This window comes from Acinetobacter sp. Gutcm_16 (genome assembly GCF_028649355.1).
GTDB lineage: Bacteria > Pseudomonadota > Gammaproteobacteria > Pseudomonadales > Moraxellaceae > Acinetobacter > Acinetobacter johnsonii.
In genome coordinates, this window is the sequence record NZ_JAQSUV010000018.1 from 143,982 (window position 1) to 159,797 (window position 15,816).

The window sequence follows — 15,816 nt, forward strand, 5'->3', positions numbered from 1 at the left end:
CAGGTCGCTCTTTTCATATTAGGCTACAGTTTCTTCTGGGGCTGCACGCCAAAGGCTTTCTAGATCGTAGAAACGACGCGCTGTTGGCAACATCACGTGCACAACAACAAAGCCAAGATCAATCAAGATCCATTCTGCATCACGTTCGCCTTCGACACCGAGAGGGCGAAAACCTGCTTTACGTGCTTCTTCAGCAACGTTATCAGCAAGTGCTTTGATGTGACGCGTTGATGTACCGCTTGCAATCACAATTGCATCAGCGACGTTGCTGATTAGGCTGACATCAATTGCTAAAATATCTTTTGCTTTTACATCTTCAAGGGCTTCATGTACAACTTTTAAGCAAGCTTGTACGTCGGCAGCTTGGGTATTCATTGCGAAATCGTGAGAATTAGAAGCGCTGGGCGATGGTTCTAAATTCATAAAGGGAATTTTTCCGGACAATAACTCATCTTATAATATAGCGTTTTTAGGCGAAAATTTCAAATCCGCAATGGTTCAACTTTGAGGATGCGCAGCAAAGTATTTTGCCTTCCATGCAAAGGACTGAGTTGAAACAGTTTTTGGTCGATATTCCGCCGCAATAAAACCGTCATAACTGCTGTGTTGTAGCCATTCAAAAATATTTGCATACATAATTTGTGCAGTATCTGGTTCATGCCGCCCCGGACAGTCTGCAAATTGGATGTGACCAATAGCTTGAATATTTTCTTGTAGCCCTTGCAACACATCTTCACCCATCATGGCCATGTGATAGCAGTCGTATTGCATTTTAAGTGCGGGGTGTTGTACTGCTTCTAACATTTCCTGTGCTTGGGCAATATTTTGCACTAAGAAGCGCGGCATATCGGTGCCGTTGATCATTTCAAAGACAGGCTGAATGTCATGTTCACTGAACATATGGCAGGCCAGTTTCAGGTTTTTGGACAAGGTATTTAAACAGGGCAGTAGGTCGGCATCTAGGGGTTGTTTACCCGCAAGGATATTCACACTTGGCACTTTGAGTGCGCTGGCATATTGTACTGCTAACTGAAGAGCGTGATGAAACTCTAACTCTTTGCCGGGGACACCTGTGAGCCCATTTCCACCAGTCATTAAGTCGCCCGCAGGAACGTTAATGAGGCAGAGACTTAGGTCATAAAGCGTAAGCTGAGTTTGAATTTGTTCAATGCTGAGTTCATAGGGAAATTGGATTTCCACATGCTTGAAGCCAGTAGCTTGCGCTAAAGCAAAACGCTCAAGCAACGGTACTTCGGTAAAAATCATGGATAAATTTACAGCAAGTTTGGTCATGATTTTCTCCTGATTTTATTTGGCTTGTTGTTCTACTTGTAATATGACTGAGGCAAGATCAGCTTCAGCATAGCCTTGTTGTTGGTGTACTTGCAATTGCTGAAGTGCTCGCGCTGCAACAGGAATGTCGAGTTGGTGCTGCGCAGCAAGCTGCACGGCGTTGTTCAAGTCTTTGGATAGGGTTTGAACTTTCCACTGTACGGGCTCAAACAGATGAGTCGCCATACGTGGACTTAAAATTTGGAAGGGTTTCGAATCGGCAAAACCGCCTGCAAGCGCAGGTGCGAGTAAGCGAGTGTCCACGCCAGCTTTGGATGCTAAAGCAACCGCTTCTGCAATCAGCGTGCTATTGGCTGCCACAATCAGTTGATTACAAATTTTGGTGGCTTGTCCTGTTCCTGTGTTGCCCATACAGGTGACACGTTGCGACAAGATATTATAAATCAAAGACAAGTCTTGAATCGTCTGTGCATCGCCACCAGCAAAGATGACCAGCGTACCTTGTTCCGCACCGACAGTCCCCCCTGAAACAGGTGAGTCGATCCATTGCACCTGTTTTTGTTCGGCACGTGCTGCAAGACTCAGGGTTTGCTCCACCGAAAGACTGGAAAAGTCGATGATTACTTGCTTCGCCGTCAAAAACGGTTCGATTTGTTCATAAACGCTGAGTGCAGCTTTGTCGTCGGCTAAACATGTTAGGACTATAGGATATTCAGCAATATTCTGTAGTGCTAAGTCTGTCGCCCCCAAATCAATGAGTGCATCGCAGGCACTGCGGGTACGGTTCCATACAGCGACTTCGAAACCCGCTTGAAGTAAGCGGGTGGCCATCCGGCTTCCCATGAGTCCCATGCCGAGAAATGCAATTTTAGTGTGTCGATCGAAATTCATGGGACCCTCTTTGATTGTCAGTGCTTAAATACTGTTATTTATATTGGCGTGGTAGATACTGCACGTCGGGTTGTTTATCTTTTTTACGTGCGATTTGGCTATTTTTACCTAACAGTAATTTGAGCTGCCAAATTTTTTCCAAACGTAAGGATTTTTTAGGCTCATGCTGCATGGCATCCAGCACATATTTTGAGGCCATGAGCGCATCTGGTGAGCGTTGTAACATTTCTTCTGCAATGGCTTGGGCTTTAGCAAGCGGTGATTCATCAAGATGTGTGACTAAGCCGATTTCTTTGGCATAAGTTGCATCGAAAATACGTGCCGTAAGTGTTAATTCTTTGGCAAGATCTAGTCCGATTAGACCTTTCAAAGAACGCGTCAGTCCCATATCCGGAACCAGTCCCCAACGGCTTTCCATAATCGACATTTGGGTTGCAGGGTGTGCGACACGAATGTCTGCCGCTAAAGCCAATTGCATACCAGCGCCAAAGCAAAACCCTTCAATCGCGGCAATCACAGGAACAGGCAGTTCTTGCCAAATCAGGAAAGCTTTTTGAAATAGACTTTGTCCCGGTTTAATCAGCTCCCATGCGGCATAGGCGCGATTCTTCGGATTGTTCAAATCGGCAAGATCAATGCCTGCACTAAAGACTTGCGCTTCACCAGTGAGGATGACACAGCGAATGCTGCGGTCTTTTTTAATTTTTTCAGCAGTTTTAACCAATTGGCGCAACAGGTCGAAACTCATCGCATTGCGTTTGTCTGGACGGTTTAGTGAAACTGTGGCAATGCCGTTTTTGTTTTCAATGCGAAGTAAAGCCATGATGAGAACTCTTATTTTTTGCTCGCATGGAGCATAGCATAGCTCTCGTGCGGATAAATGACACCAAGAGTCACGTCGAAACTTGTCTTTGGTGCCATGCTCTTTTGAATGTTTTATGGGCTATGTTTGATTAAAATTTGCTGTGCCGCATGTTGTACTTGTTCAATCACAACTTTGAGTTCATTGAAACGCTTGATGGTTTCTTGAACAAACTGTTCATCTGCTTTACGACGCTCTTTACGTAAGGTTGAAACAAACTGTTCAAATGTCCCTGTTGCTTCTTGTAAGTTGGGTACACCGACATAGCGTGTTGCACCATACAGACGGTGTAGCACATGCTCCAATTGTGGGAAATCTTCCATTTCAATCAACTGCTTCATTTCATGCAGCTCAGTATCAAAACTATCCATTAACATACGCAGTAAGTCGACTGCTAAGTCTTCTTTGTTGGCGGCTAACTGTAAGCTTTGCTGCCAGTCGAGTACCTTCGGATCAAGTGCTTCAATCACGATGGCCTTTTCAACGGGTGAGCCTTTGTTGAAACGATCAGTGGTCCAATGGGTCAGGATTTGGATAATCTGATCAATTTGAATCGGTTTGGTGACATAGTCATCCATGCCGACTTGCAGTAGTTTTTGTTTTTCATCGGCCAATGCATGTGCGGTGAGGGCAATGATGGGCAAACGCTTATGGTTTTCAATGGTTGACTCCAGCGCACGAATGGCACGTGTGGTATCGACCCCCGACATGACAGGCATTTGAATATCCATAAATACCAAATCAAAAGCTTTGCTGTCGTGTTCAGCGCGCTCTTGTAAAATCTCTAAGGCTTGTTGGCCGCTTAAAGCTTTTGTTGTCGTGACATTCAATTCGCCTAGTAGTGCTTCAAGGACAATCAGGTTAGGGAGATGGTCATCCACCGCTAAAATATGTAAGCCTTGACCATTGAAGGACTCCATTTCGTCTTCTTCAAATAGCGGTTGATTGCTGAGCAGTTGAATCAAAGCACTCCGACTGAGTGGTTGGTATAATGGTCGTGCGCGATACTCATTTAGTGTGGTCAAATCAAGTGACATCTGGTAGCCATAAACCGCAAGGTTACCGCTATAACGCTGACGAATTTCTTTTAATAAGGCTTCGGTATCACCACTGTGGTCAACAATCAACCATGTGTTTTCCACATCTTGAGGCAGTCTGTTGAGGTGACTGAACAAGTCTAAAATTGAACTCGATTCGATGTGCTCCACAGCATAGTCTTCAAGATAATGACGCAGAATATTGGCCGTTGCAGGATGTGCCAAATACGAGACCACTTGCATATCGCTAAACTGAGGATGCTCAACGTACTCATCTTCTTCATTGACCATAAACATGGCTGTAAACCAGAAAGTGGAACCTTTTTCGGTTGGCGCGCGTTCTTGGTTGTCCTCAAATCCAATTTGCCCCTGCATCAAATGCACCAGCTGTTTGGAAATCGCTAGGCCTAGACCTGTACCGCCAAATTGGCGCGTGACTGAAGCATCACCTTGCGAGAAAGACTCAAACAGTTTTTTGCGGTCGGTTCCACTGAGTCCGATGCCGCTGTCTTGTACACTAAAGTGCAATAGGCACTGTCCAATATCATCTTGTTCCATTCTTGCGCGGACGATGATCTCGCCATCAGGAGTAAACTTAATGGCATTGGAAATCAGGTTGGTTAAAATTTGTTTGAAGCGTAGGGCATCTCCAACCACATGCTTTGGCACATTGTCGGCATAGTAAAAGGCCATATCGATATGCTTTTGTGCAGCAAGAGGAGATAGCATATCCATAACATCAAAAATTGCTTCTTCTAGATCAAAAGTGGCAGTATCGAGTTCTAGTTTACCTGCATCAATTTTTGAAAAATCTAAAACATCGTTAATCAGTGCCAGTAAGTGTGCAGATGATTTTCGGATGGTTTGTAAATACAGATTTTGATCATTGTTGAGGTTGTCTTGACGCAGTAAGAGATGAATAAAACCATCAATACTGTTCAGTGGCGTGCGCAGTTCATGGCTGATATTGGCCAAGAACACTGACTTGGACTGACTGGCTGAAATGGCTTGGTCACGCGCTTGACGATAGGTAATGTTTTGCACTTCTAAAGTGTCAAGGGTTCGACGTAAATCGTCTTCCGTCTGCTCAGTGTGTTCTTTCAATTCTAAAAAACTAAAATGCAGGCGTTTCACCACATTGGCAATATCGCGCTGTAGTAAGCGTAATTCACCAGTACTGTTAATCAGCATGTGTTGATCAAGAGTGTCGGCATTTAAACGTTGCAGCTGCATGCGAATTTCATACATCGGCGCAATCCAGCGACGCGAGTAGAAATTTAAACAGAGTAAAAGCAATAAGAGTGTCAACAGACCCGTCGCAATCAACACAATCAACACGCGATAACGGGCAATTTGTAAGGGCTGGTTATCTAATTCAACCACCAACTGCGCAGGTGTGCCTGTAAATTGGTTGATGGGCAAACCATATACCGTATTGCCTTTAAAATTCATCGGGCCAAAAAAATCAGTATTTTTTTTCAGCGCGGGCCATGGCGCTTGGTCTTGGTAGCCAATGCTGAGTTTGTTATTGCCTTTGTCATCAATAATTGCGGCACGAATCAGATGTTTTTCATCTAACATCTTTTGCATCAAATAACGTGCATTTTCATACTGCCAAGGGGAGGCATTCACCAAATTGATCGCCGCTTCTGCATCCAGCTGATAGCGCGTTAAAATCGCTATCGCCATTTGTCGCTGCTGGGCTTTGGCCGCATTTGAAGTTTCGGTAATAACCAGTAATGCACCTACACAGGCCAAAATCATAATCGGCACGAAAATAAGTGCAATGAGCTGTCCATAAGCATGGTTTAAGTGCAGACGATTAAATAACTTTTTATTGATATTTGACATGGTGCAAGTGATTTATTCCCTATGCTTTGAAGTGTAGCACGCTTTATAAAAAATCGATGGTGCTTTAATCACTTTCACGAAAAAGCACGCTAAATGGGTGCAGGGACAGGCATTTTTCCATACAATAGGCGCACCTCGATCAAGGTGCAAAGAATGAGTACTACATCCACTGATTTTCAAGCAGACGAATTTTTGTTAGATCACTATGTTGGAAAAACTCCACTGGTGCGTTTACAGCGTCTGGCAAGTCAAACTCAAGCAACAGTATTGGCAAAGTTAGAAGGCAACAACCCTGCAGGTTCTGTCAAGGACCGTCCCGCGTATAACATGATTATGCAAGCGGAAAAGCGAGGGCAAATCCAGCCGGGCGATACCTTGATTGAAGCGACCAGTGGAAATACCGGCATTGCACTGGCGATGGTTGCTGCGATGCGTGGCTATCAGATGAAACTGATTATGCCCAACAACATGAGCCAAGAACGTAAAGATGCAATGCGTGCTTATGGCGCGGAACTGATTGAAGTGACCAAAGAACAGGGCATGGAAGGTGCACGTGATTTGGCTTTGCAAATGCAAGAAGAAGGCAAAGGGCATGTACTCAACCAGTTTGGTAATCCTGATAATGTTGAAGCGCATTATTTAACGACTGGGCCTGAACTTTGGCAGCAAACGGGTGGCAAAATTACTCACTTTGTGAGCTCAATGGGCACTACAGGCACCATTATGGGAGTCTCTAAATATCTCAAAGAGATGAACCCCGACATTCAAATTATTGGCCTACAGCCATCAGATGGTTCAAGTATCGCTGGGATTCGCCGTTGGCCTGAAGAATATTTACCAACCATTTTTGACCGCAGTCGGATTGATCAAATTATTGATATTCCGCAAATTGAAGCGGAAAGAACCATGCGTAAATTGGCGCAAAAAGAAGGGATTAGCGCAGGAACTTCTTCAGGTGGTGCGGTGTGGGCATCAATTAAAATTGCTGAAGAAAACCCCGGTGCTGTCATTGCGTGCATTATTTGTGACCGTGGTGACCGTTATTTATCGACGGGTCTTTTCTCTGTGGTTGATCCTGAATAAAACAAAAAATAGAGTCTTAGATATGCGCTTACCTGTTCTCACCTTTGATATTGAAACCATGACTGATTTGAGATCGGGGGCGCATTTATATGGTTTAGATTTGCCTGAGGCTGATTTGGAGGCGGCACTGACCAAATTGCGTCGCCAAGAATCAGGCATGGATTTTCAGCGTTTGGCTTTGCATGAAATTGTGTGTATTTCAGGCTTGTGGCTAGACGACCAAGGCCAGATGAAACTCTTTTCTTTTAGCCGTGAACAATATTCGGAAGCAGAAATTCTTAGTAAGTTTTTATCCATATTTGATAAGCGCTTACCAACTTTAGTGAGTTGGAATGGCGCTCAGTTTGACTTGCCAGTAATCATGCTTCGAGCTATGTATCATGGTTTAACTGCACCTGCTTTGTTCGATCAAGGCGAAATTAACACACAAAAGCGCTATAATAACTATCAGAACCGTTATCATCAGCGTCACATCGACCTGATGGATGTGATGGCAATGTTTAATGGACGTCATTTCCAAAAGCTAGATGATGTTGCCCATTTATTGGGGTATCCCGGTAAACGAGGCGATGGGGCTTATCATGTACCTGAATATGTTCGGGCTCAGGAATGGCTCAAACTCACCAGTTATTGTGAAGGTGATGTGCTAAATACATGGTTGGTGTATTTGCGTTGGCTCTTGCTCAAAGGGCAATTGCTCGCTCAAGACCACCGTCATTTTATCGATCAAACCATCCAGTTTTTACAGGCTCAACCGCAGCATCAAGACTTTTTGTCGGTGTGGCGTGAGACCTCACAGCAGACGGCTTTTACCGCTGCCGATTTTTCTCCTTCCCATCTTTAGGTACACATGAAACATAGAGCCAAACCTCGTCCAACTCAACAGCCCAGTTATATTTTTCAGGTTGAGTCACTTTCGCATGAAGGACGCGGCATTGCGCACTATGGTTCGCATCCAGACCATCCTGCGGACAAGCAGGGTAAAAAAGTCTTTATTAGCTATGCGTTGCCGGGTGAAATGGTTAAAGCGCAGATTACCCATGCGGTAAAGCGTTTAGAGGAAGCCGATGCTGTTCAACTCCTCAGTGAAGCCTCTGCTTTTCGGGTTGAGCCGAAGTGCCCGCATTTTAAAAGCTGTGGTGGCTGTAATATGCAGCACATTCATCCCGATGAACAAATTCGTTTAAAGCAAGATGTGCTTAAATCGCATTTGCAGCATTTTGCGGGGATTCAACCTGAAGAGTGGTTGCCGCCTTTGCGCTCTTTACGTGAAGACTACCGCCGTAAAGCACGCATTGGGGTGCGTTATTTGCCGCACAAAGACCAATTGGTCGTGGGTTTTCGAGAGCGTCAAACCAATAAACTAACTTCAATTGATCGTTGTTTGGTGTTAGATCAAGCGTTTGGTTCAATCACACGCTTGAAGCAGTTACTCCAAAGTCTAACAGCCAAAGCGGCCATTGGTCATATAGAATTGGCCATGGGGGATAGTGACATCGCCCTCACGGTGCGACATACTGAAAAATTAAACACAGAGGATGTCAACCGATTAAAACAATTTGCGTTAGACAGAGGGTGGCAATTGTATTTACAAGCTGCAGGCCCAGACAGTCTAAAGCGTATGGATGATGAACATGCAGAGATGCGTTTACATTATCGTTTAAATGATTTTGATGTGGAATTTGGATTTAACCCACATGACTTTACTCAAGTAAACTCAACCATTAACCCGCAAATGGTGAAATTGGCATGTGACTTGCTAGATTTAAAACAAGGAGAGCGTGTTCTCGATTTGTTCTGTGGTCTAGGAAATTTCTCTTTGCCTTTGGCTCGATGTGTGGGAGCAACAGGACAAGTGGTTGGTGTAGAAGGCAGTGAAGAAATGGTTCAACGTGGTGCAGAAAATGCGGAACGTAATGCTCTTCGCCAATTGAAGTTCTTTTCACAAGATTTAACAAAAGATTTCTCGCATCATTCTTGGGCAAATCAAGGATTTGATGCATTATTGATAGATCCTCCACGTGCAGGCGCAGAGGAAATAATGCATTATATGCCTAACTTTGGTGCAAAAAGAATCGTTTACGTGTCGTGTAATCCAGCGACACTCGCAAGGGATGCGGGGCTGTTGGTACAACAGGGTTATCGATTAGTCAAAGCCGGTGTGATGGACATGTTTACCCACACAGGTCACGTTGAGTCGATAGCATTGTTTGAAAAAGATAATGAGATAAACGATTAAAGAATATGAAGCGTAAAAGTGTAGGAGAAGGGTATGGTCACAGTACGTGAGCAACTACCTGGGCGACTCAATGAGTTGTCTCAGGAGGCGACTGTAGAGCATGCCGAACAAGCTCAACATGATTTGGCTGAATGGTTAGATCGTGTTCGAAGCATATTAGATGATGCGAAGCTTGAGCAACTCGAAGAAGTTGCCAATTTGACTTTACAAAAAGAGTTAGAAACTACGGTTAATCATCGTTCCAATACCTTTTATACCGGTATTGAAATGGCGGATATTCTGGCCCATCTACATGTCGATGAAGACACCTTGGCTGCTGCGATGCTCTATCGTGGTGTACGCGAAGGCGTGATTCCTTTGGCGGAAGTACAAGAGCATTTTGGCGAACAAGTGCATGCACTGGTCAAAGGCACTTTGGCCATGGGTAAGTTATCTGACCTCATTGAGCAGAATAAACGCCTCGAAGATCACTTTAATAACAATCAGCGCGAGCACTTAAACGGCATTTATAAAATGTTGATTTCGGTGACGGAAGATGTGCGCGTAGTACTGATCAAATTGGCTGAGCGAACTTATGCACTGCGTGAATTGGCGACTTCATCTAAAGAACGTCAAGAGCGTGTAGCACGAGAAATCTTAACCATTTACTCACCTCTGGCACACCGTTTAGGGATTGCACAGTTAAAGTGGGAGCTGGAAGATTTAGCCTTTCGCTATTTAGCACCCGATCGCTATAAAGAAATTGCGACGCTGCTGAATGAAAAGCGACTGGAGCGTGAGCAATATATTCAGTTTGTGATTGATACATTGCGTGCATCTTTGAATGAGCATGGCATTGAAGCTGAAATTAGCGGTAGGGTAAAACACATTTATTCGATTTATCGAAAAATGAAAAGTAAGAACCTGAGCTTCGATCAGCTCTATGACATTCGTGCCGTTCGAGTCTTGGTTAAAACTGTACCTGAGTGCTATCACTCATTGGGGATCGTGCATCAAATTTGGCGACATATTCCACATCAGTTTGATGACTATATTACCAATCCGAAAGCCAATGGTTACCGCTCACTGCATACGGCGGTGATTGCGGAAAACAAATCACTGGAAGTTCAGATTCGTACCAAGAGCATGCATGAAGAAGCAGAGCTCGGGGTGTGTTCGCACTTTAACTATAAAGAGGGCGGTAAGAATACCGATCGCTCTTTTAACCATCGTTTACATTCATTGCGTGCAGTACTTGAACACTATCAAGAACGCAATGATGCGAATGTACATAAGTCGGATGAAGACTCTGAAAATTTTGAGCAAATTCAGGATTTTGAAGACTTTGAAAAGATTTATGTCTTTAGCCGTGATGGCGATATTAAAGAGCTCCCACGTGGTTCGACCGTACTCGACTTTGCTTATCATGTGCATACTCAAGTCGGTAATAAGTGTTATGCCGCGCGAGTGAATCAGCGCTATGTTCCGCTGACTTATACCTTAAAAACGGGTGAGCAAGTTGAGATTTTAACCAAGAAAGACCGTGAGCCAAACCGTGATTGGTTGGTGAACTCTTTAGGTTATATCAAGACGGCACGTGCGCGTGACAAGCTGCGCCATTGGTTTAGACAACAAGACCGCAGTAAAAACTTGGAAGTGGGTCGTGACCTGCTCAACAAAGAACTTTCACGTTTAGCAATTCACCCAAAAAGTATTGATTTGAATGATTACTGCAATCATTTCAATGTTAAAGCGGGTGAAGATATTCTGATTGCACTGGTCAATGGTGACATTAGTCTGCATGCCTTGATCAATCAGGTGAACCGCCATATGCATTTGGATCAGGATGAACCTGAACTGGTGCTGAAGCCGACGTTGAATCCACGTGCTAGTCATACCTTGTCAGCACATGGCATTCTGATTGATGGTTTAGATAACGTTGAGCTGCATGTGGCGCAGTGTTGTCAGCCTGTACATGGTGAGTCAATTGCGGGTTATATCACCTTGAACCGTGGGGTGAGCATCCATAAAGTGGCATGTCCAGACTACTTACGGATGATTCAAAATGAACCTGAACGTGCAGTAGAAGCCGATTGGGAAATGCAGCCAACACGTGGTCAGAGTGTGCAAATTGTGGTGGAAGCTTATGATCGTCGTGGTTTGCTCAAAGATTTGACCCAAGTGATTTTCTCCGATCAAATCAATATTCGTCAGGTCAACACCATCTCTGAAGCAGACGGTATTGCCAATATGAAATTGTTGATTGAAGTTAAAGGTTTATCGCAACTATCAAAACTGTTGGCACGATTGGAGCAACAACCTGGCATTATTAGTGCGCGTCGTTTGGTACAAGGTAACTAAGCGAATTGAAAAAAAAAGCCTGCAATTGCAGGCTCTTTTTTTATTTAGAAAGGTACAAGTTGGTTAGGCGATTCAGAAATTGGGGACTGATTTTACTCAGTTGAAATAAAAGCTTGGCTTTGGCACCCACGGCTTGATGGGTTGCAGTGAGTGCCGTATCTTTTGCAACAGCACGTTGAAAAACGTGTTGCGCTACATCTTCTGCAGTTAAGTGTACCCCCATGTTTTGAATACTCTTCGCTTGCATATCTTGCACCATGGCAGTTTGTACAAATAGCGGCATAACATCTAATACGCGAATGCCATATTTCTGCCATTCGGTATCTAAGCCTTCGGTGATACCGCGTACTGCAAACTTACTGGCAGAGTACGAGACCAAATCAGCTTGACCATAGATGGCTGAAGCCGATGAAAGGTTGATGATGCGGGCAAAATTCGCTTGTTTGAGATAGGGCAATGCAGCATGGCAGCCATTCAGTACACCATTAACATTGATCGAGATGGTTTTGTGATGTGCGCTGATCTCTGTGTGTTCAAAAGGCCCTGAGAATAGAATTCCTGCATTATTGACCAAAACATTGAGCTCGCCCGCCCATGCGACAAACTCGGCTAAAGCAGTTTGCCAATCTTGATAGTTGGAAACATCGAGCTGTCCTGCTTTGGCATTTGGGCCGAGGCTAGCTGCCAGCTGTTCGGCTTGAGCGCTATTGATGTCATAAATCCCGACTTTGTAGTGATGTGCATAAAATAAGCGGGCGATGGCCGCACCAATACCTTGGGCTGCACCGCTAATCAAAATACTGCGCATTGAAACTGCTCCTTGTTGCTCTTTTTCTTGATGTTATTGTTGTGATTGGATTGAGCATAACAAATGAATGCCGTCATAATGTAATTTTTATCAATTTGATTTTTGAAGAGAGATAAACATGGAACAATTGCTTAACGTGATGCGTGAATTACGTGAAAAGTGTCCATGGGATCAACAGCAAACCCCAGAAAGTTTAACCCGCTATGCCATTGAGGAGGCTTATGAAGTTGAAGCAGCCGTGCGTTCAGGTAAAGCTGATGAGGTGCGTGATGAGTTGGGTGATTTACTGCTACAGGTGGTGTTCCAGTCACAGATGTATACCGAGCAAGGGGCTTTTAATTTTCAAGATGTGGTCCATGCCATCACAGAAAAACTGATTCGTCGTCATCCCCATGTTTTTCAAGCACAGCAGTTTTCAGCTTTGTCTGCCGAAGATGTAGGCGAGCTTTGGAAGCAAATTAAACAACAGGAAAAACAAGGTAAGGCACAGTCACGATTAGACAGCATCAAGCATGGCCCAGCCTTACAACAAGCGGAACAGATTCAAAAAAATGCAGCACGGATCGGTTTTGACTTTCCAGATGTAGCAGGTGCTTATACCAAGCTTGAAGAAGAATTAGCTGAATTGAAACATGCGGTTCAACAGCAAAATTCCGATGAAATAGCAGATGAATTTGGCGATTGTTTATTTTCAATGATCAATGTTGGACGTAAACTGGGCGTCTCAAGCGAAATGTCGCTTTTGAGTACGATTCATAAATTTCGCACTCGTTTTGCTTTCATTGAAGATCAGGCTTTGCAACAACAAAAAAAGATTGAGCAGATGTCTTTAGAAGAAATGGATCAACTGTGGGAGCAAGCCAAATTACAACTGAAATAATAAAAATGGTGGCTTGAATTGATAAAAATAAAAGTAAGTTTGTTGATCATTGCGTTGTTATTGCTGAGTTTATTGGCTTGGGTGCCTAGTGGTTATGCACAGTCTTTTGATCAGAACTATCTGAACTGGAAAGCAGAGCAGCAGGCGTGGGATGATCGTACTCAAGCCCCCAAGAGCGTGAAACGTGCTGTGTCGCCTGTTCAGGCCCAACCTGTGTCGAACGCAAATAAAATTAGTTTAAATCAAGCCAGTGTTGATCAATTGCAGCAACTTCAGGGTGTGGGTTTAAAAAAGGCCCAGGCAATCGTGGCCTATCGCCAGAAACAAGGGCCATTTAAGACCATAGATGAGTTACAACAGGTGCGCGGTATTGGACCAGCGATTTTTGCAAAAAATAAAGCCCGTTTAGGCTTGTGAAAAAAGCAGTGTCATTTATTGGTGAATTGATCAGAATCCTGCTTTGCTTTCGATAATCAAATTGCCCTTTGATTGTGTTAGATATATGATTAGCGTCATCTTAGAATTTTACGTTTAGGCGTAGGAGACAGCGGCTTTTGCAAACTTTGCGCGCGTCAAAATGTGGTTTATCAACCGCTCAATTACCTTCTTACATTTTAGATGTGATCGATGCATTAACTAAGGCAGGCTATGAAGCGTATATCGTCGGTGGCGGTGTCCGCGACATGATGCTTGGCCTAAATCCCAAAGATTTTGATGCAGTGACCAATGCAACACCGTCACAGGTAAAAGAAGTTTTCGGACGACGTTGCCGTATTATCGGGCGCCGTTTTGAGCTGGCTCATGTCTATTCAGGTCGTGAGTTGGTTGAAGTGGCAACTTTCCGTGCACCGCCGAAGAAAGAAGTCACCTCTGCACAAGGCATGATTTTGCGTGATAACAATTGGGGCACCATTGAGCAAGACTTTGCCCGCCGCGATTTTTCAATTAATGCAATGTACTATCAGCCACGTAAGGGCGTTGTCTTAGATTTCTGTCATGCTGTGGATGACATTAAAAATAAAACCTTACGTCTACTGGGCGATGCACAAACGCGTTTTGAAGAAGATCCTGTGCGAATGCTGCGGACTTTACGTTTTTCTGCAAAATTAGGTTTCTCAATTGATCAGCAGATTCTTGATGTTTTCACCTTGGAAATGACGCAGTTGCTACGCGATGTTTCACCGCACCGTTTATATGATGAATCTCAGAAGCTGTTCACGATGGGGCATTTAAATCGGGTGCTGCCAATGTTGATCGATTTCGGTATTTGGAAGCAGTTATTTGCAGATATCAAACCGAATATCACTCCATTTATTGAACGTGCTGCTAAAAATACCGATCAACGTATTCAAGTGGGCAAAACCATCAACCCTGCATTTTTCTATGCGGTATTGTTATGGCAACCGTTCTTAGAGCGTTGTGAGTTTTATAGCAGTAAAGGTGTGGTTGCAGCTGAAGCGCGTGCACAAGCAGGACTTGATGTATTAAAACGCCAAGCCACTCGGACTATTATTCCGCGCTTTGCCGAAACCTTCATTCGTGAAGTGTGGGAAATGCAAACTCGGTTACTTAATCCGAAAGCACAGCAAATTCAAGCCTTATCTAGCCATGCACGTTTCCGTGCAGGCTTTGACTTCTTGTTGCTTCGCGAAAAATCCGGTGATGAGGGTACGCTCGGCATGGGACAATGGTGGGACGCGTATCAGTTGATGAGCACCGATGAAAAAGAACGTGCTATCAGCCAATATAACCGCCAACGTGCAAAATCACGTCGCAGCGGTAAAGCAAGTGCTGAAGAAGCGGCGATTGCTAAAACGGTAAGTCATGAAATTGAGCCTTTGGTACAAGAGCAAGAGTCGCGTAGTCGTCGTGCACGTAAACCGAAGCAACACGCTGAAGCTCGTACCCAGATTGGTACGGGAGCAGGTCATAGCTCGACCGAGATTGGTGCAGATCACCCAATTTTAAAACGTAAACGTGTTCAGCGTGATTTAAGCAGTGTGATTTTTGGACCGACACAATGAGCATCGTTACGTACATTGGTCTAGGTAGCAACTTAGGCGACTCTAAAGTGATTTTGACTGAAGCGGTGCACAAGTTGGCTAGTCTTGGCGGTGTAAAGATCTCCAAGCTGTATCAAAGCCCACCGATGGGGCCGCAAGACCAGCCTAATTATTTAAATGCCGTGGTGCAACTCAGCACAAACTTGGCACCGTTGGCTTTGCTAGATGAGCTGCAACGTTTTGAGCAAGAGTCGGGACGTGTGCGTTTACGCCATTGGGGTGAGCGCACTTTAGATTTAGATTTACTGATCTATGCAGAAGAGAAAATTCAGCATGAACGCTTAACCGTGCCACATGTCGGTGTGATGGAGCGTGATTTTGTGTTGATTCCATTGCTGGATTTAGACCCCAATTTACACATTGATGGTATTGCGTTGAAACAGTTGCCTGTTGTACAACAACCCACGTTGAGCGTACTGGATGCAGGCAATTGGGCAGAGATTTAATTTAGCCGAGCTAAAGATGTTGA

Annotated in this window: 14 protein-coding genes; 8 read left to right on the forward strand and 6 right to left on the reverse strand. The window is 44.3% G+C overall.

Annotation, left to right across the window (positions count from 1 at the left end):
• Window positions 1-18 precede the first annotated feature (18 nt).
• The 5 genes from rsfS to PTT44_RS03675 all read right to left on the reverse strand — a co-directional run bounded on the left by rsfS (window position 19) and on the right by PTT44_RS03675 (window position 5,934).
• Window positions 19-423, reverse strand: coding sequence for a ribosome silencing factor (gene rsfS / locus PTT44_RS03655; RefSeq protein ID WP_004692321.1), 405 nt, complete (start codon window positions 421-423; stop codon window positions 19-21).
• Between the two features lie 75 nt (window positions 424-498).
• Window positions 499-1,293, reverse strand: a complete 795-nt coding sequence (locus tag PTT44_RS03660) for a hydroxypyruvate isomerase family protein (RefSeq protein WP_168157959.1) — start codon at window positions 1,291-1,293, stop codon at window positions 499-501.
• A gap of 15 nt (window positions 1,294-1,308) precedes the next feature.
• Complete coding sequence (locus PTT44_RS03665; RefSeq protein ID WP_168157958.1) at window positions 1,309-2,184, reverse strand: NAD(P)-dependent oxidoreductase; 876 nt, start codon at window positions 2,182-2,184, stop codon at window positions 1,309-1,311.
• Window positions 2,185-2,218: 34 nt separating this feature from the next.
• Entirely contained in the window at window positions 2,219-3,007 is a 789-nt protein-coding gene (locus tag PTT44_RS03670; RefSeq protein ID WP_168157957.1) for a crotonase/enoyl-CoA hydratase family protein, read from the reverse strand.
• A gap of 113 nt (window positions 3,008-3,120) precedes the next feature.
• Window positions 3,121-5,934 carry a GacS-like sensor histidine kinase gene (locus PTT44_RS03675; protein ID WP_078388730.1) on the reverse strand — a complete coding sequence of 938 codons (2,814 nt, stop codon included), beginning with the start codon at window positions 5,932-5,934 and terminating at the stop codon, window positions 3,121-3,123.
• Window positions 5,935-6,087: 153 nt separating this feature from the next.
• Here PTT44_RS03675 and cysM point away from each other — a divergent pair, with 153 nt between their 5' ends.
• Genes cysM through PTT44_RS03695 form a run of 4 tightly spaced genes read left to right on the forward strand, consistent with a single transcriptional unit; the run spans window position 6,088 to window position 11,596 of the window.
• Complete coding sequence (gene cysM, locus PTT44_RS03680; protein ID WP_168157955.1) at window positions 6,088-7,017, forward strand: cysteine synthase CysM; 930 nt, start codon at window positions 6,088-6,090, stop codon at window positions 7,015-7,017.
• A 22-nt stretch (window positions 7,018-7,039) separates the two neighbouring features.
• The gene (locus PTT44_RS03685; RefSeq protein ID WP_273795537.1) at window positions 7,040-7,861 is read left to right on the forward strand and encodes a 3'-5' exonuclease; all 822 of its coding nucleotides are present in this window, start codon (window positions 7,040-7,042) and stop codon (window positions 7,859-7,861) included.
• Window positions 7,862-7,867: 6 nt separating this feature from the next.
• Window positions 7,868-9,256, forward strand: a complete 1,389-nt coding sequence (rlmD, locus tag PTT44_RS03690) for a 23S rRNA (uracil(1939)-C(5))-methyltransferase RlmD (protein WP_168157954.1) — start codon at window positions 7,868-7,870, stop codon at window positions 9,254-9,256.
• Between the two features lie 33 nt (window positions 9,257-9,289).
• On the forward strand, window positions 9,290-11,596 hold the full coding sequence (locus PTT44_RS03695; protein ID WP_004979149.1) for a RelA/SpoT family protein: 2,307 nt from the start codon (window positions 9,290-9,292) through the stop codon (window positions 11,594-11,596).
• A 40-nt stretch (window positions 11,597-11,636) separates the two neighbouring features.
• Here the strand turns inward: PTT44_RS03695 and PTT44_RS03700 are convergent, their stop codons facing one another.
• On the reverse strand, window positions 11,637-12,404 hold the full coding sequence (locus PTT44_RS03700; RefSeq protein ID WP_062033388.1) for an SDR family oxidoreductase: 768 nt from the start codon (window positions 12,402-12,404) through the stop codon (window positions 11,637-11,639).
• Between the two features lie 118 nt (window positions 12,405-12,522).
• Here PTT44_RS03700 and mazG point away from each other — a divergent pair, with 118 nt between their 5' ends.
• From mazG to folK, 4 genes are all read left to right on the forward strand, one after another.
• Window positions 12,523-13,284 carry a nucleoside triphosphate pyrophosphohydrolase gene (mazG, locus tag PTT44_RS03705; RefSeq protein WP_062033385.1) on the forward strand — a complete coding sequence of 254 codons (762 nt, stop codon included), beginning with the start codon at window positions 12,523-12,525 and terminating at the stop codon, window positions 13,282-13,284.
• An 18-nt stretch (window positions 13,285-13,302) separates the two neighbouring features.
• Window positions 13,303-13,701 carry a ComEA family DNA-binding protein gene (locus PTT44_RS03710; protein WP_062033382.1) on the forward strand — a complete coding sequence of 133 codons (399 nt, stop codon included), beginning with the start codon at window positions 13,303-13,305 and terminating at the stop codon, window positions 13,699-13,701.
• A 137-nt stretch (window positions 13,702-13,838) separates the two neighbouring features.
• Window positions 13,839-15,308 carry a polynucleotide adenylyltransferase PcnB gene (gene pcnB / locus PTT44_RS03715; RefSeq protein ID WP_168157953.1) on the forward strand — a complete coding sequence of 490 codons (1,470 nt, stop codon included), beginning with the start codon at window positions 13,839-13,841 and terminating at the stop codon, window positions 15,306-15,308.
• Window positions 15,305-15,793: a 2-amino-4-hydroxy-6-hydroxymethyldihydropteridine diphosphokinase gene (folK, locus tag PTT44_RS03720; protein ID WP_148826703.1), complete on the forward strand. Its 489-nt coding sequence runs from the start codon at window positions 15,305-15,307 to the stop codon at window positions 15,791-15,793. The genes pcnB and folK overlap by 4 nt, the downstream gene beginning before the upstream one ends.
• The last annotated feature ends 23 nt before the right edge of the window (window positions 15,794-15,816 follow it).

What these genes read in the sequence shown, in the direction of transcription:
- PTT44_RS03675 (WP_078388730.1), bottom strand. Translation starts at nt 5,934, where the DNA reads ATGTCAAATATCAATAAAAAGTTATTTAATCGTCTGCACTTAAACCAT.
- cysM (WP_168157955.1), top strand. Translation starts at nt 6,088, where the DNA reads ATGAGTACTACATCCACTGATTTTCAAGCAGACGAATTTTTGTTAGAT.
- rsfS (WP_004692321.1), bottom strand. Translation starts at nt 423, where the DNA reads ATGAATTTAGAACCATCGCCCAGCGCTTCTAATTCTCACGATTTCGCA.
- mazG (WP_062033385.1), top strand. Translation starts at nt 12,523, where the DNA reads ATGGAACAATTGCTTAACGTGATGCGTGAATTACGTGAAAAGTGTCCA.
- rlmD (WP_168157954.1), top strand. Translation starts at nt 7,868, where the DNA reads ATGAAACATAGAGCCAAACCTCGTCCAACTCAACAGCCCAGTTATATT.
- PTT44_RS03685 (WP_273795537.1), top strand. Translation starts at nt 7,040, where the DNA reads ATGCGCTTACCTGTTCTCACCTTTGATATTGAAACCATGACTGATTTG.
- PTT44_RS03660 (WP_168157959.1), bottom strand. Translation starts at nt 1,293, where the DNA reads ATGACCAAACTTGCTGTAAATTTATCCATGATTTTTACCGAAGTACCG.
- PTT44_RS03700 (WP_062033388.1), bottom strand. Translation starts at nt 12,404, where the DNA reads ATGCGCAGTATTTTGATTAGCGGTGCAGCCCAAGGTATTGGTGCGGCC.
- PTT44_RS03695 (WP_004979149.1), top strand. Translation starts at nt 9,290, where the DNA reads ATGGTCACAGTACGTGAGCAACTACCTGGGCGACTCAATGAGTTGTCT.
- folK (WP_148826703.1), top strand. Translation starts at nt 15,305, where the DNA reads ATGAGCATCGTTACGTACATTGGTCTAGGTAGCAACTTAGGCGACTCT.
- PTT44_RS03665 (WP_168157958.1), bottom strand. Translation starts at nt 2,184, where the DNA reads ATGAATTTCGATCGACACACTAAAATTGCATTTCTCGGCATGGGACTC.
- PTT44_RS03670 (WP_168157957.1), bottom strand. Translation starts at nt 3,007, where the DNA reads ATGGCTTTACTTCGCATTGAAAACAAAAACGGCATTGCCACAGTTTCA.